Genomic DNA, 24,008 nt, shown 5'->3' with positions numbered 1-24,008 from the left:
ACTCCCGAACGATGTCTCGCCGGGAGTGTTATTACAAGAGTTCGTGTACTTTGGCGTAATCAATAAGCTCCACTATTGTGTTCAGACCGAGCTTAGAAAAAATGTTGGCTTTGTGAGCGCTGATGGTTTTGTTGCTGAGTAAGAGCTGCTCGGCGATTTCTTTATTTGATAATCCGTTCGCCAGATAACGTAAAACCGTGACCTCGCGATTTGAGAGCGGCATATCATTTAGCTCTCCTTTTCGCATGTTAATATTGCTGATGAAATTAAGTGTATCCGAAGGAAAAAAGGAATATCCCGCGAGGATCATTTTTACCGCATTATAAATGTCGTTCAGATCTTTTCTTTTGCTGACGAAACCATTCGCGCCAGCCCGGATTGCCCGGCCTGCATAAAAAGACTCCGATTTTGACGATAAAAACAAAACCCGCGTGTTTTCCTGTATCGATTTGATCCTCTTTAGCAGCGTAAATCCGTCCGTACCGGGAAGTTCGATGTCCAGAATAACGAGATCTACGGGGTAAGTGCGCAGATAATCGATCGCTGTGCGATTGTCATCGGTTTTCAGGACAACCTGGATATTGTTATTTTTTTCGAGAAGCACTTCTATCGACATTCTGACAATAGGGTGTTCGTCCATAATAATAACGGATGCTGGTTTCATTGTTGTATGCCTCAGACTGTTCGTGCGTCTTGCATTTGTCGATAAATGGAGACGTCGTAGATATTGTCAAATAGCCAGAAACTCTCCCCATGAAATAAGGTCATGGCAAATGCAATGACATCCCTGTTAGCTGGCTATTTTGCGTAAGAGCAATGAGTGTGTGGAATATCCATTTCGCACCAACAAAAGAAATTTATTTTTTAACCAAAGAACAAGACGGATTATACCTGGTCTGTTTTTTCGGAAAAGGCTTATAGAACGACCATTGTCCCAGTCAGTTACAATATTCTGCACGGTTTAGGCAGTTTAACAGTAGTTGGAATTATTGCCTTAAGGTTTGCCTTATCGTGGGTTAAAGTGTTTTTTTAAATGTAAAAAACAAAACAAAAAACCAATTGTTTAACGTGTGTTATGTGTGATTGTGCTGTTTTTTCAGAAGGTAAAATAAAAAACCCCTATAAATTAAGCGTTTTTCGAATATTGCTGGCGTAGGAGAATACCAGGAATAGTTGTAAATATTAATTTTTTGTGAAAAATTTACATTTAGTCCGTATGTAAAATAAGTAATTTCTTAAAAATTCTTACGGCATAGTGGCTTAGGGTGTTAAATTAAGTGAAGAGAAGTAATGCTGAGACGATGAATCAGATGCAGTAAACTTTGGCGGTGGGGAAGTTCAAGCCGTGCCGTCAGGCGATTAATTCGATAAATTACCCGATGGTATGGCGTATTTTGCAAACGGGCGATTGTCTTTAATGTAACACCTTGCGATAAGGCAGAAATTATCGCCCAGTCGGCGTGGCTGAAGGGGTCTGGCTGGAGAGCATCTTCTGGCGGGGATAATAGTGCCTTGCGCAGCGAGGAGAGATCCTGACGGCGGGGCAGGATCTGAAAATTTCCGGCCATTCGCATAAACTGAACCAGGCTGGCGTCTTTGCCAGAAACCAGAAGATAGATGTGAATCTCGTTTCGCTCGCGAATGAGCAGGCGTAAACGCTCGAGCGTTTCATAGCAGGAAATCGCCAGTCCTTCCATATCGATCACCAGTTGGCGAAGGTGTGATCCTTCAGGTCTAAGCGAAGGGGAATCGAGCGTGCTGAATACTGCAGTGCGTTTACCGGAAAAGAGATAGCGGTTGAGCGTATAGCCCAGATAGCGATCGGTCGTCACAATCGCTTGTGAGAAGGCGCTGTCCGGCAACGCATAATTGAGTCTTTGATCCAGATATTCAATCTGGTCAACGACCTGTTGTGTTGTCCGGGAGGGATTGCGTGTGCAACTGGCGTTCCTTAAACGACGATGCCGTTCTCTGCGCATCCTTTCTTTTTCCGTTTTTTACTTTCTATCCGGCAAAAGCGCTGGCCATAAATATCCCTGACCCAGGTCTGCGCCAGAGCGATAGGCAATTTCCTTTTGCTGATGATTTTCAATACCTTCAATCAGTACAGCCGTTGCAATGTTATACCCCATAAGGACAACCTGATGCAGTTTATGAGGGGATGCGCTCAACGCCCAGAACGCATTCTTATCCAGTTTTAGGCCGCTCAGACGCCAGTTTGCGGCAGCAAATGTTGCGATTAATGACTCATCGACATCATCCAGCCACACCGGGATACCATTTGCTTCAATATGCTGAACTTTTTCATATAGCAGAGATCGTTGTGACAAATTGAGGGTGAAAAATGTTTCCGGGTCCTGGATTTCAATAATCACATTCGGCGGGTAGAGTGCCATTGCCAAATTAAACAAATCCCAATGCAGCAGCGCATTCATCGGGAGATTAAGGAAATACCAACGGTCCTGGGGATAATGTGCAATAGCGGTGAGTTGCTGGAAAAAATGCGCCAGCAGACGTTCAGGCGGAAGTTCGCCAAAAAAATGTTCAGCATTCCCGGGGGGATGAAGTTGTGTTAACACTTCATAGCCGAACGTTTGTGCAGAAGACAGATTAACAATCGGTTCTAGCTTTAACCTAAATTCGGAGTGAAGGGCACGACCTGTATTGGTGGGAAAAGCAGTATAGGCGAAATTACTGTCCTGTATTGACGGGCTCTTTGCCACAAAGCAGCTCCTGTAAACAGAGTCAACGCCGCTGGATATCTCCGGCTCCTGAATATTTCAGTACATTGAAATATTTCCAGTGCGTTAGTGTGGCAGCATCAAAAGCGCATCTGTAGGCGAGACTACTTAATTATTGATGAGACATTTCGCAACATGCTAAGAAAAACGGCCAGGCGTCTACTCCTGCAGAAAATCTAAATTGACTCTAATGTAGTGGAGAAATTGTTGGTCGTTTTTAAGATGCAGTTTTCTCATAATGCGATGGCGAAGGGATTTTGCTTGATGTTCGCTCAGCGAGAGGCGTTCTGCGCTTTCTGCTAAGGGGTAGCCTTGAGCGAGAAATTTTAATAACTGGCGTTCTAAAATAGAAAAGTGGCGAGTGGTACAGTAATGACAGATTGCCGGGGGAACACGATGACGGAGCGCGCGTTTTTGCAGAATAAGGACCATTTTTCGGGTGATCTCCTCCACATCATCTTCACGATAAATATGCGGAAGCATGTAGAGACAGGGCCTGAACATCAATTTTTCTTTTTCATTTTTGTTGCAGATAATGATCCTTTGCTGATGTCGTGTATGCACCGGAACCTGATAGCAACCTGCACTAAACCAGTCTTCATCAAGTGATACGAAGGCGATTTCCGCAGTATCCAGTAAGCCGACAGGGAGAAACTGAATTTCCTGATGCCACTGTTCAGCCAGACGGGTAATAATGATTTTCAGACCATGTTCGAAGTGACTATTTTGTTCCTTGATAGCGACACTCAGCATAGAAAACATCCAAAACAGCAGAGAGGGTAGGCCAAATATTAATTAAATTTATTAATTTTAAAATACTTTATATCCTTAAATCCCTCTTTACAGGGGCTGAGATCTTACCAGGCGATTTCCTGGAACCCTGCAAATGACCGGAAAGGAGAGACATTCGTACACTTCATCAGCAACCAGTACGAAAGCCATTGACTCGGCAGGTGCTGACCGTATAATTCACGCGTTTCACCCGCATGAAGTCACAACTTCACAATGCGCCCTTAGCTCAGTCGGATAGAGCAACGGCCTTCTAAGCCGTGGGTCGCAGGTTCGAATCCTGCAGGGCGCACCATTTTCAAGTCTTTCGATATCTCCTGATGTCTACTAAAACCAGTAGTCACGTGGTTTTTAACCCATGTTCAGTATCTCAAAGTCTACTAACATCTATTGAAATCCACACATGAATGGGGGCATTATTGGGGGCACCCTCAGGTTCAATATAATCGATGCCCCCAAATGAAACTCACAGCTACAGAAATCAAGGCTGCAAAGGCCAAAGAGAAAGCCTATAAAATTTCAGATGGTGGGGGCATGTATCTTGAGATCTTCCCCAACGGAACCAAAAGCTGGCGATTAAAGTATCGGATTGGTGGGAAGGAGAAACGCGTAGTTTTTGGTGTATACCCAACAGTTACCCTAGCCGAAGCGCGGACTAAACGTGACGAAGCAAAAAAGATTCTGGCCGCTGGTGGCGATCCTGGACAGGAAAAGCAGTTAGAGAAACAGGCAAAGTTTATGGCTGTTTCCAACAGCTTTGAACGGCTGGCGCTGGAATGGCACGAGCACAAACGGTCGAATTGGTCGGCAGGCTATGCCCGCGACATTCTGGAGTACCTAAAGAAAGATATTTTCCCCTTTATCGGGCATAGGGCGATTACTGATATCAAACCTGCTGAAATGCTCGCTGTACTGCGGAAGATGGAACAGCGCGGTGTCCTGGACAAGCTAAAAAAGACCAGGCAGGCGTGCCGCCAGATATTCACCTATGCAGTGATTACCGGAAGAGCAGATAATAATCCTGTAGTGGATCTGGCCTGTGCATTAAAGGCACCTAAACAGAAGCATTTCCCCCACCTTCTCACTGACCAGATACCGGGTTTTCTTCGGGCACTGAACGACTGCAGCGGTAGTTTGATAACTCGTAATGCGACTCGCCTGCTAATGCTCACTGGCTTGCGAACCATAGAGCTACGAGCATCAGAGTGGGCTGATATAGATTTTGAGAAAGGCATCTGGAATATCCCAGCAGAACGAATGAAGATGCGCAGGCCGCATATTGTTCCGATCACTAACCAGGTAAAAAAATTGCTGGAGGAGGTTCACCAGCTTACTGGGCGCGGGAAGTATGTCTTCCCTGGCAGGAATGACGCAGGCAAGCCAATGAGCGAAGCCAGCATTAACCAGGTGATTAAACGCATTGGCTATGACCGGAAAGCCACAGGTCACGGTTTTCGCCACACGATGAGCACAATCCTTCACGAACAGGGCTACAACACTGCATGGATTGAAACACAGCTCGCTCACGCTGATAAGAATTCCATACGCGGCACATACAATCATGCCCAATACCTGGATGGTCGCCGGGAAATGCTTCAGTGGTATGCAGACTATATGGATAGTCTGGAACGCGGTGGGAATTTGGTACATTGCTCGTTTGGTAAAGCAGGATGACATCTCGGGGGTGAGTCTAGTCACATCCATTCAAATATTGTGGATATGATTGAAGTGTACAAAGGACGCTGTTAATGTAGAAGAGTCAGTTATGACAACCTAAAGAACTTTGCGGGCGCAAGAGTGCCTCACTCGATTTCAGTTTTTAACCTATTTGGTTAAGGCTGGGAGTAGACGTGGGGCTATTAATCCCGTAAGTGCCCTCACAATAATTGTCTGCCCCCTCCTGAGCCAAGTTGTTCATCAGGAGTGTTTGCATGCCAAAATCTTTAACAAAATTTTCTGAAACTTTTGCACCAAAGCACGGTAGCAGTACGCCAATTCGTCTAATCAAAATGCCAGAGGTCATGCACCGTACTACGTATGGTAAGGCATGGATTTACAGACTCATCGCTCAAGGGTGTTTTCCACAACCTGTCAAAATAGGCTCCCGATCAATCGCATTTGTTGAAAGCGACATCGACGATTGGATTTCCCAGCGAATTGCTGAGTCTCGTGGGGAATGAGGTGAAAACATGAGCCGTGAAATTACTCTGCAAAACAACTGTTTGCCTTATGGCCATCAGAGGATGGAGGGGGAAGAATGCTTAATGTCGACCTGATCCGTTCTATAATCGCTGCCGCTTCCGGACAATGGTATTTTGTCCTTGCGAGTCTGAATATTGACGTGCCTGATTCACCCCACAAGCACTCCTCTTGCCCGGCTTGTGGTGGACGGGATCGCTTTCGGTTCGACGACAACGGTCGTGGATCGCATTTCTGTAACAAATGTGGCGCTGGTGATGGACTGGAGCTGGTAAAGAAGGTTAATCGCTGTAACTCCACTCATGCGGCGTTGCTGGTGGCTGGTGTGCTGGCTATTGATTCCCGGGAATCAGTAGCTGACACAAAAGCAGCAAGCCAGCGAAATGAACAACTGGATTCTGAACGCCTTTACCATGAGCAGGCGCAGCAGCAACTCGCTTCTGGGGAGGTGGCGAAGCGCCGGGCTATTTTTGTGCGGGGATATGAGTCCTTAGCAAAGCGGGCTGTACCGGGGGAAAGCCCGTATCTGGTCGGGAAAGGGGTAAACTACCTCAAATTTCCAATCCTGCCGGATGGAACTCTGCTGTTGGCTCTGGTAGATGAATCCGGCATGGTCACAGCGGCACAGACCATCAACGCGCAAGGTGAGAAACGTCTACTCACGGGTTCGGCAAAGAAGGGCGCATACCACATCATTAATGGGCAACAATTACCGCAAGTTATCTTGATTGGAGAAGGGCTGGCGACCGTTTTATCTGCACATGTGATGAATCCGGAGGCACTAGCGGTGGTGGCAATTGACGCAGGAAATCTGCTGAGGGTTGCTGAAATCATGCGCCGCAAGTATCCGCAGGCCCAGATTATCATTGCTGCCGACAATGATATTAAGCCGGGAGAACCCAATACAGGAAAAGATGCTGCAGAGAAAGTCGCCTTTGCTGTGGCTGGTTGGGTGGCATTACCACCAACTGATCACAAAGCAGACTGGAACGACTACCACCAGCAATATGGGCTGGAAGCCGCCACAACCGCATTTAACGATTCGATATGCCAGATACAGAGAAAAGCGGTGAAACCACAAGCACAGAGCATTGGCAGTGGCAAGGTAGCCCCTCCAGAGCAAGACCCATTGAAATCCCGTATTGAGAGCAGGAAAGACGGCGTTTTCTGGGTGACTCCTAAGTTGGATAAAGAAAGCGGCGGGATCATTCATCACGAAAGCTGGCTGGCGTCACCTGTGGAGGTGATTGGTTTCGGGCGGGATGATAAGGATCAGTATCTGATCATTCGCTGGCGGGCTTTTGGTTCAAATGTACCAACAACCGCCGCGATCCCCCTGGCTGATATTGGCGAGCGTGAAGGTTGGCGCACCCTGAAGGCTGGCGGGATTAACATCACCACCAAAAGCAATTTGCGGGCAATCCTGGCCGACTGGTTACAACGCAGCAGTGAGCGTGAGTTATGGCGCGTGGCTCATGCGACCGGCTGGCAGTCTGGGGCCTACATCATGCCTGACGGGGAGATCATCGGTATTCCCACACACCCTGTGCTCTTCATTGGTCGCAGTTCTGCAACTGTCGGTTACACCACTCAGGGAACAACCGAAAACTGGCGCAGCAGCGTGGCGCGGCTGGCAAACGGCAATTACTCTATGATGACCGCCATAGCCGCAGCGCTGGCCGCGCCATTAATCGGGCTGTCCGGCGCAGACGGGTTCGGCATTCACTTCTATGAGCAGTCGAGTGCAGGCAAGACCACCACCGCAAACGTGGCAACCAGCTTGTATGGTAATCCTGATTTATTGCGTCTGACGTGGTACGGCACGGCATTGGGGCTGGCAAACGAAGCTGCCGCCCATAATGATGGGTTGATGCCGCTGGATGAAGTTGGGCAAGGTGCTGATGCAATAAGCGTGTCACAGTCTGCTTATGCGCTATTTAATGGTGTGGGTAAGTTGCAGGGCGCAAAGGAAGGTGGCAACCGGGATTTAAAGCGCTGGCGCACCGTTGCTATCAGTACCGGAGAAATAGACCTGGAAACGTTTATTACTACTTCAGGGCGCAAGACCAAAGCCGGGCAACTGGTGCGGCTGCTGAATATTCCACTGAGTAAAGCAGTTCGTTTCCATGAATACCTGAACGGTAAGCAACACGCCGATGCGCTAAAAGATGCGTACCAGCACTATCACGGCACTGCTGGGCGTGAATGGATTAAATGGCTGGTAGATCACCAGAAACAGGCCATTGATACCGTACGGGAATGTGAAGCGCGCTGGCGCAGTCTGATTCCTACAGACTATGGTGAACAGGTTCATCGGGTGGGCGCTCGCTTTGCCATTCTGGAAGCCGCATTGTTGTTGGGTGGGGTTATCACCGGGTGGGATGTGCAGACGTGCCGGGATGCTATACAGCACAACTATAATGCCTGGCTGCGGGAGTTCGGGACGGGCAACAAAGAGCACCGGCAAATCATTGAGCAGGCAGAGGCCTTTTTAAACGCATATGGCCTGAGCCGTTTTGCACCATTTCCATACTCGCCCGCCGATCTGCCAATCCGGGAGCTGGCCGGATATCGCCAGCAAGGAGAGCACGAGGAAAGTCCGATGATTTTCTACACCTTCCCTGCCATCTTTGAGAAGGAGATTGCCGCAGGGTTCAACGCGAAGCAGTTTGCGGAGGTGCTGAAAAATGCCGGGATGTTGACACCGCCGAATAGCGGACGTGGGTATCAGCGTAAATCACCACGGGTTCAGGGGCGGCAGATTAATGTTTATGCTCTACATTACATGCTGGAAGACTACGGCCAACCAAAAGGATAATTTCTCTGAGGCGAGAAAAATATGTCGGTTCAGTCGGTTAGCTATATTAAATTTGTTGTTTTATAAGGATTTTATTTTCTTAGCTGAACCAACACCGAACTAACAAAAGCATGTTTTGAACTAACACTACCCTGTAGTGAATTGTTCGTCGGCAGGCGGTGAACCGACTAAGCAGGAGATTAGACCGACAAAATATTATGTTTGTTGGTTCAGGAAAAGTCAGAGCTGGTGTGGTTTAGAGGCCTGCGAGCCAACTGAATCAACTGAACCAACGCCATTTTATATATCTAGAATGGTGATAGATGATGAAGAATAGCAATGACAGTATAGATTTCAGCATATAGTCGGCTAGCGGTATGGCAGCCCTTGTATTGCAGTAGAAAATTGACTGGCGACCCTCTGGGGGAGCAGACCTCTGTTTAACGATGACAATAGCTGATTCAGGTGAAACATATATCTAATATTATCTCAAAAAAGCGATATAAAAATAAAACGTTTATGTATCGACATTATATCGATATATCCCTATCAAAATATCGACAAAATGTAGAATAAATCATCAGTAAACATATTGACTATTGATGACCATGAACGGTAAGTGATAGTCACAAAAATTAAACGTACCAGTTTGTTATTTATTAAGGAGTTAGGTTGCTTCGTAAAACGTGGACGATATATGTACGAAGTAACCCTTTTAGCGATTCTGTTATGGCAATTTATGCCGTCACTCAGTGTGGCTCAATGCCTCACACCAGAAGGTTTCACCGTGTTGTAGCTGGAGGGCTAGCCCAAATAATGGGAAGCGTCAGTGTGATTCAAGAACACGGTGTGGATATATTGATTGTTACTGATAAGTAAAATCCACCTGAATAGCGGCAGAAAAATCTCCTTTGCTGGCCTGAATATTGCCTGGATTGTACATGCGGGCTGCAAATTCAAACTGCACATTTCTGCTGGCATCGATTGTCTGCGTCACACTGTCTCCGTTGCCGTAAAGCACCGAGTGGTCAGAATTGCTGAGTTGCAGCACAATGCCATGAGCACTTCCGCTGTTGGCAAAGGCAATTCCCTGGTCCGCAGGGGGGCCGCTCAGCGTTACCGTTCCCGTTGAAAGCCCCACCGGGCAGGATTTGAGATCCAGATGAAAGGTCTTCCACTCGCTGCCGTGATTTGCCGCCAGATTGCTGTCCAGAAATGCTGTACCCAGATCAACCGTTTGGTTGGCGGTGGTATTATCGACAATACACGGGCCTAACGTAATGCGCCCGGTGATCCATAGCGTGGTAGACTCGGTCAAAGGGTGGCTGAAAGGATAGCCAGACCCGGAGATCATCAATAGCGCGAGCAAGGTGTAGTAACGTAAATTCATACCTGCTCTCACTGATAGGTAATATTAAGTGTGGCGGTGGCGTTGGCTATTCCCGGCGTCACGGTTTCTCTGGTCTGGTAATAACGCGCCTTGAATTCATAATTTTGGGTTTGTCCTTTGGTCACAGGATAATTCAGTGAAACATTGTCGCCATCCAAAGTTAATGGCGTCAGCGTATAGCCAGAAATAATTTGCACGCCGACACCCGTCGCGGTGTCCTCGCGACCTGCGTCAGTTAACGCTAAAACAGTACGGTCACCGGTTTCAGCGCTTTGAGTTCCTTCCAGCGAAACGGACGGTGCATTAATACCAACATTGCATTTGAAGCCTACCGTAAAATCATGTTCTCCAGCGGTTGTGCCTGGGGCAGTAAATTGTCCAACGGGAACATCGCCAAGCGGAATAGAAATGTTATTGCTGGTCATACTACAACCTGCGACATTTATCGTTACTGGGCCACCAAACGTAACGGATACTATAGTCTGGTTAATATTTACCAGAGTTTCCTTTGCAAAAACCCCACCATCTAAAACCCCCGATTCCGGCTGACCAATAATATAAAGTTCCATTTTTACAACAGGTCTACTATTATCATCGATCTTCTTAACGTTTTGTGACCATGTGGCGCCAGGACCCGCTATTTTGCAATTCGCTATGCTGCTGAATGATACAACGAATCCGATACCCCTAACTGGTGTTTTATATATTGCGCATCCGTAGCTGTTTTTGTATCCAGAATCGACAGCCAGAGCGGATATTTTGAAGACTATCGTACTGTCGCATGTTATGTGGTAATACTGAGCGTTACTTCCAGTGTCATACGAAGTTATAGGCCAGACTGACACTACGGCATCGGGTTGAACGTTAATCGTTCGCGCACTGTTAACCATGAGCAGAGTCTGGCTTTTGACCGGCCCCCCATCCACGCTGTCATGGCATTCATCTGCAAAGCATTGAGTAAAAACGCTCGAGCATAGAAAAATAAAAAGTACCGAAAGAAATTTCTTCATCTTACAAACACTCACTTTCATTAATTTGTGGGCCAGCAGCGTCATCCTGACTGTTTTTATGGTGTAGCTGATAATGTGCGACACATTGCTGGTTTTGGGCCGAGCCCCATTTCGCCATGACGTTGCCTGTATCCATCAGGCCGGTTAAATAGACCACGCCGTTATCACCGACGATAAATCCGACTGCGCTGTCTGCGTTGTCCGTCGTCACCGTGGCGCCAAAGGGCACGACTTTTCCATCGGCCAATTTCAGCGTCATTAAGACACGATTACCGACACGGGCATCGAATTCAGCGCGAACGACGGCACCGCGAGTTGGGACAACCGTTTTATTGGTTTGGGTAATATCGACATCGTCGCCGAGGGATTCAACATCAATACCGATGTCATCTCGTTGATAGGCAGATTCATACGGGACCACCGTAAATCCCCGATAATCGGTTTGCACCCCGGTTTGCCCGGAAATTTTTACCCCTGGCGCACCATGCACATTGACAAGCGCGATGGTTTCCCCAAACGGCTGGCTTAGCGTCACTCCGCCTTGATGGACCAGTACACCACCGGAAATACCGTAGTTCAGCCGTTGTGCGTAGGCATCATAGCCATAACCGGCATTGAGCTCGCCATAGGTGCCGCGATAATCCGCATTCAGATTACCCGTTGTGCCGGACTGATTGCTGGCAAACCCTTCCTGCAGGTTCCAGCTCAGGTTGTTGTCTTCCAGAGCGGTGCCACTAAGTCCGACTGAATGACTGGCGCCGCTCTCTTTTGAGCTGTTGACGCTGTAGTTGGCATTCATTGTGTGCCCGGACAGGAAATTACTGAGCGGAATACTCACGTTGAAGGAGATAACCCGGTCAGTGTCGTACACGGCGTGACCATCATTATCCCCTCCTGCGGCACTGTTTTTATTCCATGAGTAATTCAGGTTATAGCTGATGCCGTGCCATGAGTTGTTATACCCGGCCTCAAGCGAAATCGTGCTTTTATGGCTGTTCCAGTGTGATTCGTGAATAGCCGAAATTGTCAGACTTCCCAGGATGTCACTGAGCGTTTGCGTGACGGTCAGCTCTTCCCGGTTGCGTGAGCGATTCAGGTCTTGATCATCCAGCGTTCCGTTATTGCGCCAGCTATCGAGCGTTTCCTGCAGCGTGTAGTAGCCGCTGGTGGAGTAGCGATAGCCTGCGATGGCGAAGTTGGTGCCCGTTTCAGTAAAGTTTTTGTTGTAGCGAATGCGCCAGGATATTCCCTGTGACTCATGTCCATTTGGTAGAGAGGCTTTTGCCTGAGTTGCATCGACAGAAACCGCACCGATCCCGCCCATATTTTTGCCGATACCCAGCGCGGCGCTGCGGTAATGTTCTGCCGCCTGAATACCGCCGTAGAGGGTGATCCCCCAAGGCAGACCATAAATTGCCGTGCCCTGAATAAGCTTCGAGTTGTTCACCGCATCGTCATAAGAACGGTATTGGCCGCCAGTCAGACTGTATTTAAAACGGCCTTCTCGTTGCAGCACCGGCACCGAAGCGTACGGAACAGTGAGATGCTGCTCTGAGCCATCAGCTTCTTTAATGGTAACATCCAGGTCGCCGGAACCTCCGGAAGGGTACATGTCGCTGATTTCAAATGCGCCCGGTGAAACAGAGTTCTGATAAATGACATACCCGTTTTGACGGATTACAACCTGAGCATTGGTGCGGGCGATGCCTCTGACCACGGGCGCGTAGCCACGCAGACTTTCAGGTAGCATATCGTCATCTGAAGCGAGTTGGACACCGCGAAACGGCACGCTCTCAAACACATCAGAAGGGGAGGTGCTGTCACCCATCGTCAGTTGGCTTTTCAGCGAGACAATATTGCGCTGTACATAGTCATAGACGTTATCGAAACGGCTTTTTCCTTCGGTATCCCGCTCCCAGGTGGAATAATTGCGAAAGCGCCATGGGCCAATATTGAAGCCGGGGCGCAGGTTAGCGTACTGGCTACTGGTATCCTGGCTGCGACCATCCCGCGCAAATGAATTTTGTCCTGACACGCTGTAATTGAGCAAAAATGCCGTGATTCCGTTATCCCAAAGTTCTGGGTCAACGGTGCCGCGCGCGTTTGTCACCAGGGCTGCCTGCGGGATATCAAGCACCAGTTTCTGATTGCCAAACAAGAATGTGGCCTTCGCGTTGGGGATGATGTTCAGATCAACACAGGGTTGATCAGCCAGTTCCGGGAAAAGATCGGTTTTAACACCGTATTTCTTCAAGGTGGCTACATTCAGACACGGCTGGAGGCTGTTCTTTCCGTCTGCGGACTTGTGCAGCGTAAAAACAATTTCATCGGTGTCGACTTTCTCTTGGTTGAGATAAATATCGACCCGATACTTCCCCGGTGGTTGTGCGCCATCCTGGAACACGGAGAGATCAACCTGCTGCGGATTCGGGTTGCTTATTGATAATAGTGCTGGGTTAAACCAAATGTTATTTTCGTCGGCATGTGCTTCGTTTTCTGCCGTCATTCCCTGAATTAACAAAGAAATTAGACAAACAACAGCCGCCCGCGAAAATAAGGGATATCCCGAACTAATCATTTATTTGCAACCTTTAATGAATTTACGTGTTGTTAAATTTGAGTTTTATGCGTTTTACCCGCAGAGCCAAAATCATTCAGCACTGTCCATGTTAGTTGTCCACCTTTATTTACAGGCAGAGTCAAGAGGGTTGTTGAATTCGGAGCCGCCCATGTCACTTTCTTAATTTTGCTGCCGTTAAGCGCAATTTCATTAAAGTTGATGTAATAACCGGACGGATTTTTGACCGACAGTTTATCTCCACTACGTGTCCAGATGAGGTGCTCCGCTTGCTGCTCTGGCGTGCTGTCACTCAGAGCCTCAGGGCGATAAATCAGCTTAATTCGGGTGCGTACCGCAATTTGCAACGTATTGGCCTGCGGCTTTCCTGCGGCTGAAGGAATGGATTTCACACTTAGCCAGTACATGGATTCCTGATTTTCAGGCACAGTTCCCGTTTTTACGATACGCAGAATATTTTGTTGCTGACCATCAAGACGAAACAGCGGCGGTGTAATCACGAAGGGCACTTTGGTCGCACTGTTGTCCAGTGGATCAACCCATGACTGTATTAAATAAGGAGAAGATTCCTGATTACTAACAGTGAGCGAGGCTTCTTTTTTGCCGCCACTAAAAAGCAGACGGGTGCCACCAATGCTGACGCCAGCATGTGCAGATACGGTATTCATTAACACTCCCGCAAGCAGGAGTGTGGATATAGTTTTCATAACAAGGTTACCAGGAAAAGGTAGATCGTATCGTCATTTCCCGCGATTATTACTGATAATCGACGGTGAAATTGACGGTTGCGTTTGCCGTTCCCTTGACAACAGTAGTTCCTTTTTGCACATAGCTGGCGTAAAAATCCAGATCATTTACGACGTCAGGCAACAACGTATATGGCTGTGAATCGACCATCAGTGGAACGATAGTTTGTGTCGCATCCTTAATCTGAATGGCTACGCCCGTTGCCACATCTGCCGCCTGATCCAGTTGGATGAAGTTGTCATCGCCCTGATAGGAGGTCCCACTGAATTTGACCGTTGCCTGATCAACGCCTGCTGGGCAACTTTTCAGTTTTACAGTGAATTTGGTGGTTGCCGCCAGAGAGCCATCACCTGTAAAAGATGATTTTTGGATATCACCCAACGGGACGGGGATCGTGCTGTTTTCACCAATATCCACAATGCAGGCTGCGTCGAGAATATTACCGGTGAATTTTACTGTTCCATCAAAGGCCTGTGCCTCAAATATAAATAGTGGGCAGGCACTTAGAGCAATAAATCTTATAAATCTGAATTTATTATTCATGCGTAATCCTAGTAATAAAAATAATCACTAACAATTATGGTTTTTTCACCACAATCACTAAAGCTTATGGGACTCATCCTATATTGTGAAGAATGGCTGAATAAATTGAGCTTTATGAAAAACATTATTTCTCCTGTATGAAAAAAGTTCTAGTTGTTTCTGGTCCAAAATTGGACTTAAAACACTATTTCCGATGCGTAATCCAACCAAGAAATGATAAACACATAACAGTTATGGGGTTCCCCTATAATCATTAAAGACTGTATTTTTTACACCATGCTACAAACAATGATAGAGCAAGCTGAATCATTCAAGGAAAGTATTATTTATCCTGTTTGAATAATGTTCTAGTCATTTTTGAGTCCGAATTTGGACAGAAAATATCATGGTTATTATTGATTTTTTTATTAAACTATCATTTTTTAAAATTTTGAAAAAAGGTATGAAAATGAACACTTTCAGGAAGGCAAACGTATCGGCAACAGGCATTAATCAATGCGCTATATTACTTCATTCCGATAAAGAATTTGAAAGGTGGTATCTCAATCATTTTGATTTTACTATGTTTTCTTATGAGGAAGTGAGAAGTGTACTCGAAGAGGAAAGGCCAGAATGCTACCCATGTATACCGATACGCTCAGATGATAGCCATGGAGTTATATTCGTAGGAGAAGATCTTGTCAAACATTGGATTAACACCCTTTACCGTGAGAAACATTCCTCTCTATGATTCATGAGAGCTCAGCTAAATTTACTTTAAAACCCCATATATTTAACATACGAGTGTTTATTCAAAACCTAACACGATAGATGGACTGACCTGCCCCCAGTATTAGATACAGTCGTCAGTTAGTAATGTAGGTTTGTAAGTATCCCGTATAATCGAGCCATTCACATTTAGAGATCATCCGGCATAATCAATCTGCCAACGAAGGAGATCGCTATGCGTAAAACCCGTTTTACTGAGCATCAGATCATCGCTGTGATTAAGTCGGTTGAAGCCGGACGAACTGTTAAAGCTCTCAACAAATCCGTTCGGTGTCGAATTGCCTGGCTGAATAAACCGCAGTTTCACGCCATGTTCAAAGGTCCACTGGTCCGGCGCCCGGCAGGTAAATTCAGGACATTGATCAGTCCTTATTGTCGTCTGAAAAACACGAAACAGTGCAATACTGTTCAGAATGCGTATCACCTGAAGACCTTAAATTCCGAAAGCGACGCTGATCGTTAGGCACTCCTTCGTGAAATCATCCACACAGGTCAAACACTTAATCCGACGACGCTGGATAGTACATCCATGACAAAGTCGATTGCCTGGGTCAAACTAGATTCCGCCGGACGGAGCTACGGTAGGCATTCTGTTGCCAGCCCTTTACGGCGATGTCGTCTGCGCTTTACCCCCAGCTCTTTCAAATGATAAAGCTGGTATACCGCTTGTGATTTACATGAACACTTTCATGTCGCAGGAGCTGCCATATGCGGCGGTAACCAGAACACCAGCGTTCAAGTGCCAGTTCAGTGATGCGTCTGGATAAATCGCATCAACTGCCGGGCGCTGCGGCTCATAACGACATGTTGACAACGACAAGCCCGACGTTGCGACTGAACCGTTGTGTCACACTCCTACCACAGCTTCCCGCTTCAGGTCTGTCGTCAATACTTTCGCCCCAGAGCCACCTGAAGCGTCCGCCTCCCTAATCCATCATGACTTTGGCAGCAGTTTCTTCAGGCGGGCGTTCTCTTCTACGAGAGTCTTCAGACGCTTAACTTCCGGTACTTCCATAACGTCAAAATTTTTACGTCATGTATAGAAGATGGTGTCGGAGATAGCCTGGCAACTGTTGGGATACTCATTCTAATATACTTCCAAATACCGGATCAGACTGACCCGTGCTGGGATTGGCTCAGAATCCTTTGTATTGACCTGTCGTCCGATTCTGGTATTTCCCGGGCATAACCGGGCCCTGAGTTTGTGACCTGATAGGAGCTTTGTGCTGCACCTTAAGTGTCCTGTACTGCAATGGGGATGGGAAACGAGCTGAAAAGGTCATGGGAAAAAATTGGGGGCATTATTGGGGGCATTTAAATAAATGTAAGTCATTTTTGTCATTAAAATACAATAATTTATTGGTTTATGTTTAATCCTGCAGGGCCATTTCGACGTCAGATGACGTCTTTTTTATGCCTCAAATTCAGAGTTTAGCGCGCCAGGATTCTCTAAATCTGCCTAGCGCTCCCCGTATCAAGTTTTACCTGTTGGTCTTAACGTTGTCTTCCCATCGTCTGCAACGTCAGGGAGCGGCAAATACCGCTCCCTTGCGGTATCAGGATTTCGGGAAGATCCAGACATGTTTTTCCGGTAACGCCAGGTGGCAATGCTGCGGATCGCGAACGTCATTGCCATAAGCCCGGATGACAAAATCATCCCCGGAAGTGCGGAAAAGATATTCCCAGCGATCGCCAAGGTACATGCTGGTGAGCAGAGGCAGCTCAAGCTGATTTTCGCCAGGACCGTCGACTAACGCGACACGCTCTACACGAATCACCGCCGTACCGGGTTGACCCACTTGCACGCCTTCGCCCGCGTGTCCCCATAATGTCCAGTCGGACCCTTCGATACGCGCTCTGCCATCACGAAGTTCAGTGACTTTGCCGTGCAGGCGGTTATTGCTGCCCATGAATTCCGCCGTAAATAACGTTTTCGGGTTACCGTACATCTCCTGCGGCGTACCCTGTTGTTCAATCTTGCCGTTATTAAGCAGCAGGATCCGGTCAGAAATGGACATCGCTTCGTTTTGGTCGTGCGTCACCATCAGCGCGGATAAGCCCAGATTGATGATCAGTTCACGCAGGAATACGCGGGCCTCTTCCCGTAGTTTGGCATCCAGATTCGACAGCGGTTCATCGAGCAGGATGACGGGGGGATTATAGACCAGTGCCCGACCAATAGCGACGCGCTGCTGTTGGCCACCGGAAAGTTGATGCGGATGACGTTTACCCAGATGACCGAGACCCAGTTGATCCAGGACACCCTGAACCCGTTGAGTGATCTCTTTTGCGGCAACTTTGCGCAGTTTCAACGGATACGCCACGTTCTCAAAAACGGTCTTATGGGGCCACAGCGCATAGGACTGAAACACCAGCCCAAGATTACGCTCTTCAGCAGGGATCTCGCTGCGCGGTGTGCCGTCGTAAACTTTGCTTTTGCCGATGACAATGGCGCCCTGGGTGGGTTTTTCCAGCCCGGCGACCGCCCGCAGCAACGTCGTTTTGCCGCTGCCTGAAGGGCCGAGCAAAGAGACAACCTCGCCGCGCTTCAGGTTCATGGACACCCCTTTTAACACCGGATTGTCGCCGTAGGTTAAGTGCAGGTTCTCGACCGATAATTCAATCATGTAATTTGACTCCAAAGCGAAGGGCAATACCCAGACCTACCACCACCAGCAGGATGTTAATAAAGGAGAGCGCCGCCACGATATCAATCGCGCCCGCCGCCCACAGGGAAACCAGCATTGAGCCAATGGTTTCCGTGCCTGGCGAAAGCAGGTATACGCCGGTTGAATATTCACGCTCGAAGATCAGGAACATCAGTAGCCATGAGCCGATAAGACCGTAGCGCGATAATGGGATCGTCACGTGGCGGGTAATTTGCCCGCGTGTGGCGCCGGTGCTGCGTGCGGCCTCTTCAAGCTCTGGCCCCACTTGCAGTAGCGTTGAAGAGATCAGTCGAAGCCCGTATGCCATCCACACCACGGTATACGCCAGCCAAACGCTGAAAATGGTACTGCGAATCCCACGCAGCCAGACAATCAGGTTATCGCGCAGCCACTGCGACCACGGCATACCGGAAAGCCAGCCGGATTTCAGGGCGTTATCGAGCCACATCGGCAGGAACAGAAACACCCACAGAAATGCCAGGCCCGCGAGAAGACCGGGTACTGCGCGTGGCACCAGTACGCTGTAATCCAAAAAGCGGGTGGTGCTGTCGGGTTTACGGTGCATGGCGATACCGACAAACAGATAACAGGCAACCGCCAGCGCGCCGCCAACCACGCCGATAGACATGGAGTTCACAATGGCGCGCAGCAGGTTAGGCTGTGACCAGATAGTACGGAAGGTGCTGAGTGAGAGTTCATCCCAAAGGGATACCCCAACGCCCCAGTTGGAGATAAAGGCGCGCAGCACGACCCCCAGCAACGGAACGCCGATGGTCACGGTCAGCCAGAACGCCACGACGCCACCGGCGACCCAGCGCCATTTCCCCAGCGGTAACGCGCGCGCCTGGGAGGCTTTGCCTTTCATGGTGACAAAGCGGTTGGCGGTGCGCATCAGGCGACGCTGTAGCATGACCAACGGAACAGTTATGCAAATCAATACCACCGCCACGGCGGCCATCAGGTGATAAGACGGCGTGCCGAGTTTATTGGTCAATTGGTACAAATAGGTCGCCAGCACCATATTGCCTTCCGGATCGCCCAGCACCAGCATCAGACCAAACACTTCCAGTCCGAGGAAAAACAGCAGCACGGTCGCGTACAGAATCGACGGGCGAACCATCGGCAGACTGACTGACGTCATCACCTGAAGCGGCGATGCGCCTGTGACACGCGCGGCTTCCTCAACATCGGAACCCACGCTGCGTAATGCCGATGAGATGTAAAGATAGGCGTGGGGAACATGCGTCAGACCCGCAATCACCACGATGCTCGACATGTCGTAGATATTCCACGGCACAAAGCCAATCAGTGACTGCGCCCATAAAGAGAAGAACCCCACCGGTCCGGCCGCCACCACATAACCAAACCCCAGCACCATCGGAGAAACAAAAATCGGTACCAGAATCAGCGGTTCAATGATACGTCGACCGGGCAAATCGGTGCGTACCATCAGAAAGGCCAGCACGCCGCCGAGCGGGATGGCGATGGCCACCAGGCCGAAAGCGAGAATAAAGCCGCTTTTGAGGGCTTTATAGAAATCAGGATCGGTGAAAATGAAGCCAAAGGATTCAAGGCTCCAGGCTTTTGTCGGGGAAAAGAAGGGGGCTGACAAGAAACTCTGTATCATAATGAACGACAGTGGAATATAGATAACCAATGCCGTTATCAGTACCACCGCGCCACGCGGCAGACTTTGCCACTTTCTGTGTATTGCATTCATAGTGTATCCCTGGTTCCGAAACCCAGAATAACGACATCAGGAAAGCGAAGCGAAGCGCGCCGGGTGGGCCGCGCTTCTGTGAAGGTAGGTCTTATTTGGCGGCGGCTTCGCGCCACAATTTGATGTATTCCAGACGTTTTTTCGGCTGCAGGTATTCCAGCAGGCTTTCATCCACCGGGATCGGTTTCAGGGCCTGGCCGAGCATTTTGGTCATCCCGTTGATGTCATTATCCCCTTCGATATCGTTACGAATTGACGGGATATCAGCCTGATTCGCCAGAATACTTTGCCCTTTTTCAGACAACACATAGTCCAGCCACAGTTTGGCGGCATTGCTGTTTTGCGCCTGCTGACTGATAAAAGAAACGCGTGACAGGACCAGGGTGTAATCCTTGGGATACGAGATACCTAGCGAGGGATCGGTTTTAGCACGCGCTTCAGAGTAGGAACCCAGGATATTGTAACCAATCAGGTTTTCGCCCGAGGAGACCCTTTCCATCATGGTGCCGGTGGACGATTGCACCGCTAAGCCACCTTTGGCGACCTCTGCCAGCGTTTTGAAGTAGTTCGGATCGGCTTTGGAATCCTGAACAGAGAGCATAAAGCCAACACCAGATTTCTCAACATCGTAGGTGGTCACTTTGCTTTTGAATTTGTCTGCCTGGCTGGCGACAAGTTTCGCCAGCGCAGCGTGGGAGTCGGGAACTTCACTTGCCGGGATCAGGCGTTTGTTATAGATGAAAACCACCGGCTCGTAGGTGGTGCCATACGCCTTATTATTCCAGACAGACCATTTCGGCAGTTGTCTTTGCTCGGGGGAGGTGTATTCCTGCGCGTAATCGGCGGCGAGCTTCAATGCGGTATCCATCGATGAGCTCCAGACTACGTCGCCGCTACCGCTACCGGAGGCTTGTTCGCTGATAAAACGATTGTACAGTTCGGTACTGTTCATATCGTTGTATTCAACTTTAATACCGGGATAAGTGGCTTCGAAGCCCTTAATCAGCGGGTCGGCGGATTTGGTATCGGTGGTGGAGTAGACCACCAATTTGCCTTCTTTGGTCGCAGCATCGACCACGTTTTGATAGTCAGCCGGGTAGCCTTGCGGTAATGCAGACATTGCAGAAGTAGAGATCAGCACAGCAGTAGCGATCAGAGAGATGCGGAATGTGTTCGACATTATAATTAACCTTTTAGTTACATTTGAGGAACTAATGGTCAACATAGCGTATGTCGTCAGTCAGACAATAGGGGGGCAAGGGTTCCGTTTCTGAAGTGTGATTATGGGCATTGTTTAGACAATTAACACCATTAAAACCGCGAAGAAGGATCAGGAAATCGAGGTGTTTTGTCGCCGATTACTCGGCTGCTGCTTTGCGATACAGTCGCCTTGGATGACCAATGTTGCCATACAGCATTTCGACGCTGATAAACCCCACCTCCACGCAATATTCCAGGTAGCGACGACCGGTGGTTTTGCTGATCCCCACGTTTTCCACCACCTCTTCTACCGACCAGTTGTTTTCCGGGTTGTCGGTAAAAAAGCGCTTAATGCGCTCCAGCGTATTGGATTCAATCCCTTTGGTGGACGGAGTGGGAGATACCTCGCCAGTGGGCAGGTTGAACAACCGATCCAGGGCATGCTGATCGACCACCTTCACCTGGCGCATGGCGTTGACCAGCAGCATAAAACGTTCCAGTGATGCGCGCAGACGCTGGAAGAACACCGGTTTAATGAGATAATCAAACGCGCCGCTGCGCATCGCATGACTACAGGTTTGCATGTCGCTTGCCGCGGTAATGAAAATCACTGAACACTCGAAACTTTTCAGCAATGGGCTGTCGATAAGTTCGACACCCTGACCATCCGGCAAATAGTTATCCAGCAGAACCAGACGTGGCCGATGCAGGCCGATTAATGTGCGGGCCTCTTCGAGCGTGGTGGCGATACCCACAACCCGCAAATGAAAATGCTGTTCGATATACTCGCGATGAAGTTCGGCGAGATGGGGTTCATCCTCAACAATGACGACATCAAGCGCCCGCGAATTTGTCATGCTTTTAGCCCTGTCGAACTGGAATGTGTGTAGGGAATAAACACCGAAAAAATAGTGCCTTGCGGTATGTTGTTGGTGATTTCGATGCTGCCGCCCGCCTTATTAATATAGCCTGCCGCCAGATACAGGCCGATACCGTGTTCTGAACCTATGATGTCATCGTCGTTGGCGGGTTTACTGCTGAATCCCTGCCTGAAGAGATGGGGTTTTGCCGCATCATCCACCCCGCAGCCCCTGTCGGCGACCTCGATCAGCAGTTCCTGATTTCTGTCCGAAATATACAGCTCCACGGGTGCGGCGGGATTGGCGGCTTTTAGCGTAGCATCGACGGCATTGTCCAGCAGGTTACCAATGACAGACATCAGTTCTGTTTCACTGAGCATGGCCGGAGGGTGGGTTAACTGGCAGGCGGGGTCAAACTGGAGTTCGATGCCTTTCTCCCGTGCGCTGACGTATTTTCCCAACAGCAGTCCGCACAGTGCCGGAGACGCGAAATGGGCCGAGACAAAATCCAGCACTTTCTGCGCTCCTTCTGACTGCGCCTGAATATAGCGAATAGCTTCGTCATAATGTTGCATCTGCAACAGGCCTACCAGCGTCGCGGTCCAGTTCAGCTGTTCATGGCGCATGATGCGCAAGTTGTCGGCGTAGCGTTTTACCTGGCTTAACTGACTGCTGAGGGTGTTAATGTCGTTTTTATCGCGGAAACTAAATACCCAGCCGCTTTCAATGCCGGGTTCCAGTTCAATGGCGACGCGATTGACGATCACCTGGCGCTGATTGAGCACGGCAATGTGGTCGTGGCGGTCGCTGCTTTTTGAGGCTGGAGGCTGAGAAAAAAAGTCCGGAGACGTCTGTAATACATTCTCCAGCGGTTTACCGATGAGCTCTTTTTCTGACTGGTGAATATCCAGTAATTCTCTGGCGGCTCGGTTGATTAATATCAGTTGCCGTTCGCCGTTAACCGCAAATACGCCTTCATACATTGCTTCAAGCAACGCTTTTTGTTGGCGGACCAACAGGGCGATATCTTTTGGCTCGAGCCGGAACATCTGTTTTTTGAGATTGCGGGTAAACATCCAGGAAAAGAGAAACAACAGAAGCAAAAGGGCGATGCCATATAATCCCGCCTGCCAGAGAATGCGGGCATTAATATTGGCGATATACGACGTGAGATAGCCGACCGAGACGATACCGATAACCTGATGATCGGCATTGAAGACCGGGGATTTGCTGCGCAATGAAACGCCTATCCCACCTTTACGCACCGAAATAATGGTTTTCCCCTGTAAAACTTCCGCATTATCCCCACCGATCATGGGTAAATTAAGACGCTCCGGGGACTCTGAATGGTAGAGATGCTGTTCGTTGACATCGCCAATGACAATATAACTGGCGTCACTTTGCGCGCGCAGCGGCTGAATTAAGCGGGCAATGCCGGCGATATCCCGGGCGGCGATTTTTTCTGCAAGCCCCGGCATTAGCGCAATTTCGCTGGCCTGAACGCGCGCTCGCTGCCCGAGATCGTGGTGCAGTTGCCGGTCAATAAAATGAAACAGGATCGCGCCCAGCAGAATTAATAACAGGCAGGAAAAGGCCACCAGAGACAAAAAAAGTTTCACCTGAAAAGGGAGTCTGCGTTTCATACGACCTGCGGCAGGAATACAAAAAAGAGACATCCGCGGAGCCTACCATGCTCCAATGCAGGGCGTAATCAGGCAAAAGCAGAGTTGTGAGCTGGCTAGACTCTCTGAGTCATTACAGGGTCACGCGCAATGATGCTATTTTCTATTGTCCACATCTATGACGTGCTAAATAAATTAGAGATCAATAGATATCCCGGTAAATACGGTATTGCCAGCAGGGCACGATTAGCGATGAAAGTCAGCCCAGGATAATTTGTAGTTGACTCAGTAATCACGGTATATAAAAAATATTTACACACGGCCATCATCATGTTTCATAGTTGCTTTTAAGCCTTCTGACGGTATAGTGCTTAT

At 48.8% G+C, this 24,008-nt stretch carries 18 protein-coding genes, 1 tRNA gene and 1 pseudogene; 5 read left to right on the top strand and 15 right to left on the bottom strand.

The window, feature by feature from the left end; all coding sequences use genetic code 11:
• Positions 1-31 precede the first annotated feature (31 nt).
• From fimZ to fimW, 4 genes are all read right to left on the bottom strand, one after another.
• The gene (gene fimZ / locus JM656_RS15785) at positions 32-664 is read right to left on the bottom strand and encodes a fimbria biosynthesis transcriptional regulator FimZ (RefSeq protein ID WP_203358593.1); all 633 of its coding nucleotides are present in this window, start codon (positions 662-664) and stop codon (positions 32-34) included.
• Between the two features lie 604 nt (positions 665-1,268).
• Complete coding sequence (locus JM656_RS15780) at positions 1,269-1,979, bottom strand: fimbriae Y protein (protein ID WP_203358592.1); 711 nt, start codon at positions 1,977-1,979, stop codon at positions 1,269-1,271.
• A gap of 18 nt (positions 1,980-1,997) precedes the next feature.
• Positions 1,998-2,723: an EAL domain-containing protein gene (locus JM656_RS15775; protein ID WP_238929157.1), complete on the bottom strand. Its 726-nt coding sequence runs from the start codon at positions 2,721-2,723 to the stop codon at positions 1,998-2,000.
• Positions 2,724-2,900: 177 nt separating this feature from the next.
• Complete coding sequence (gene fimW / locus JM656_RS15770; protein ID WP_203358591.1) at positions 2,901-3,494, bottom strand: fimbria biosynthesis transcriptional regulator FimW; 594 nt, start codon at positions 3,492-3,494, stop codon at positions 2,901-2,903.
• Between the two features lie 254 nt (positions 3,495-3,748).
• Here fimW and JM656_RS15765 point away from each other — a divergent pair.
• The 4 genes from JM656_RS15765 (at position 3,749) to JM656_RS15750 (ending at position 8,547) form a co-directional block, all read left to right on the top strand.
• A tRNA-Arg gene (locus tag JM656_RS15765) sits at positions 3,749-3,825 on the top strand.
• Positions 3,826-3,989: 164 nt separating this feature from the next.
• Positions 3,990-5,204 (top strand): tyrosine-type recombinase/integrase, encoded by a 1,215-nt coding sequence (locus JM656_RS15760; RefSeq protein WP_203358590.1) that lies wholly within the window; start codon positions 3,990-3,992, stop codon positions 5,202-5,204.
• Between the two features lie 335 nt (positions 5,205-5,539).
• Positions 5,540-5,710, top strand: coding sequence for an AlpA family transcriptional regulator (locus JM656_RS15755; protein WP_238929252.1), 171 nt, complete (start codon positions 5,540-5,542; stop codon positions 5,708-5,710).
• Between the two features lie 77 nt (positions 5,711-5,787).
• Entirely contained in the window at positions 5,788-8,547 is a 2,760-nt protein-coding gene (locus tag JM656_RS15750) for a TOPRIM and DUF927 domain-containing protein (RefSeq protein WP_203358588.1), read from the top strand.
• An 844-nt stretch (positions 8,548-9,391) separates the two neighbouring features.
• Here the strand turns inward: JM656_RS15750 and JM656_RS15745 are convergent.
• The 5 genes from JM656_RS15745 to JM656_RS15725 form a co-directional block, all read right to left on the bottom strand.
• Positions 9,392-9,916, bottom strand: coding sequence for a fimbrial protein (locus JM656_RS15745; protein ID WP_203358587.1), 525 nt, complete (start codon positions 9,914-9,916; stop codon positions 9,392-9,394).
• An 8-nt stretch (positions 9,917-9,924) separates the two neighbouring features.
• Positions 9,925-10,971, bottom strand: a complete 1,047-nt coding sequence (locus JM656_RS15740) for a fimbrial protein (protein WP_203358586.1) — start codon at positions 10,969-10,971, stop codon at positions 9,925-9,927.
• Positions 10,928-13,432 carry a fimbria/pilus outer membrane usher protein gene (locus tag JM656_RS15735; protein WP_238929156.1) on the bottom strand — a complete coding sequence of 835 codons (2,505 nt, stop codon included), beginning with the start codon at positions 13,430-13,432 and terminating at the stop codon, positions 10,928-10,930. Before JM656_RS15735 ends, JM656_RS15740 begins: the two co-directional genes overlap by 44 nt.
• Positions 13,433-13,536: 104 nt before the next feature.
• On the bottom strand, positions 13,537-14,172 hold the full coding sequence (locus JM656_RS15730) for a molecular chaperone (RefSeq protein WP_238929154.1): 636 nt from the start codon (positions 14,170-14,172) through the stop codon (positions 13,537-13,539).
• An 88-nt stretch (positions 14,173-14,260) separates the two neighbouring features.
• Positions 14,261-14,794: a fimbrial protein gene (locus JM656_RS15725; protein WP_203358583.1), complete on the bottom strand. Its 534-nt coding sequence runs from the start codon at positions 14,792-14,794 to the stop codon at positions 14,261-14,263.
• A gap of 385 nt (positions 14,795-15,179) precedes the next feature.
• On the opposite strand from JM656_RS15725, the gene JM656_RS15720 reads away from it, so the two are divergent.
• Positions 15,180-15,524, top strand: coding sequence for a hypothetical protein (locus JM656_RS15720; RefSeq protein ID WP_203358582.1), 345 nt, complete (start codon positions 15,180-15,182; stop codon positions 15,522-15,524).
• Between the two features lie 183 nt (positions 15,525-15,707).
• On the opposite strand, the pseudogene JM656_RS15715 reads toward JM656_RS15720, so the two are convergent.
• From JM656_RS15715 to JM656_RS15690, 6 genes and pseudogenes are all read right to left on the bottom strand, one after another.
• Positions 15,708-16,625: pseudogene (locus JM656_RS15715) on the bottom strand (DDE-type integrase/transposase/recombinase); the annotation flags it as partial.
• Positions 16,626-17,118: 493 nt separating this feature from the next.
• Entirely contained in the window at positions 17,119-18,189 is a 1,071-nt protein-coding gene (locus JM656_RS15710) for an ABC transporter ATP-binding protein (RefSeq protein ID WP_203358581.1), read from the bottom strand.
• The gene (locus tag JM656_RS15705; RefSeq protein ID WP_203358580.1) at positions 18,182-19,951 is read right to left on the bottom strand and encodes an iron ABC transporter permease; all 1,770 of its coding nucleotides are present in this window, start codon (positions 19,949-19,951) and stop codon (positions 18,182-18,184) included. The genes JM656_RS15710 and JM656_RS15705 overlap by 8 nt, the downstream gene beginning before the upstream one ends.
• A gap of 91 nt (positions 19,952-20,042) precedes the next feature.
• On the bottom strand, positions 20,043-21,131 hold the full coding sequence (locus JM656_RS15700) for an ABC transporter substrate-binding protein (protein WP_203358579.1): 1,089 nt from the start codon (positions 21,129-21,131) through the stop codon (positions 20,043-20,045).
• A 178-nt stretch (positions 21,132-21,309) separates the two neighbouring features.
• Positions 21,310-22,008, bottom strand: a complete 699-nt coding sequence (locus tag JM656_RS15695; protein WP_203358578.1) for a response regulator — start codon at positions 22,006-22,008, stop codon at positions 21,310-21,312.
• A complete protein-coding gene (locus JM656_RS15690; protein ID WP_203358577.1) occupies positions 22,005-23,654 on the bottom strand; it encodes a sensor histidine kinase in 1,650 nt (549 codons plus the stop codon). The genes JM656_RS15695 and JM656_RS15690 overlap by 4 nt, the downstream gene beginning before the upstream one ends.
• Positions 23,655-24,008: the final 354 nt, after the last annotated feature.

Origin of the sequence: Citrobacter sp. R56 (assembly GCF_016811995.1) — a bacterium.
Classification (GTDB): domain Bacteria; phylum Pseudomonadota; class Gammaproteobacteria; order Enterobacterales; family Enterobacteriaceae; genus Citrobacter_D; species Citrobacter_D enshiensis.
The sequence above is the reverse complement of the archived record's forward strand: the minus strand, read 5'-3'. Positions and strand labels throughout refer to the sequence as shown.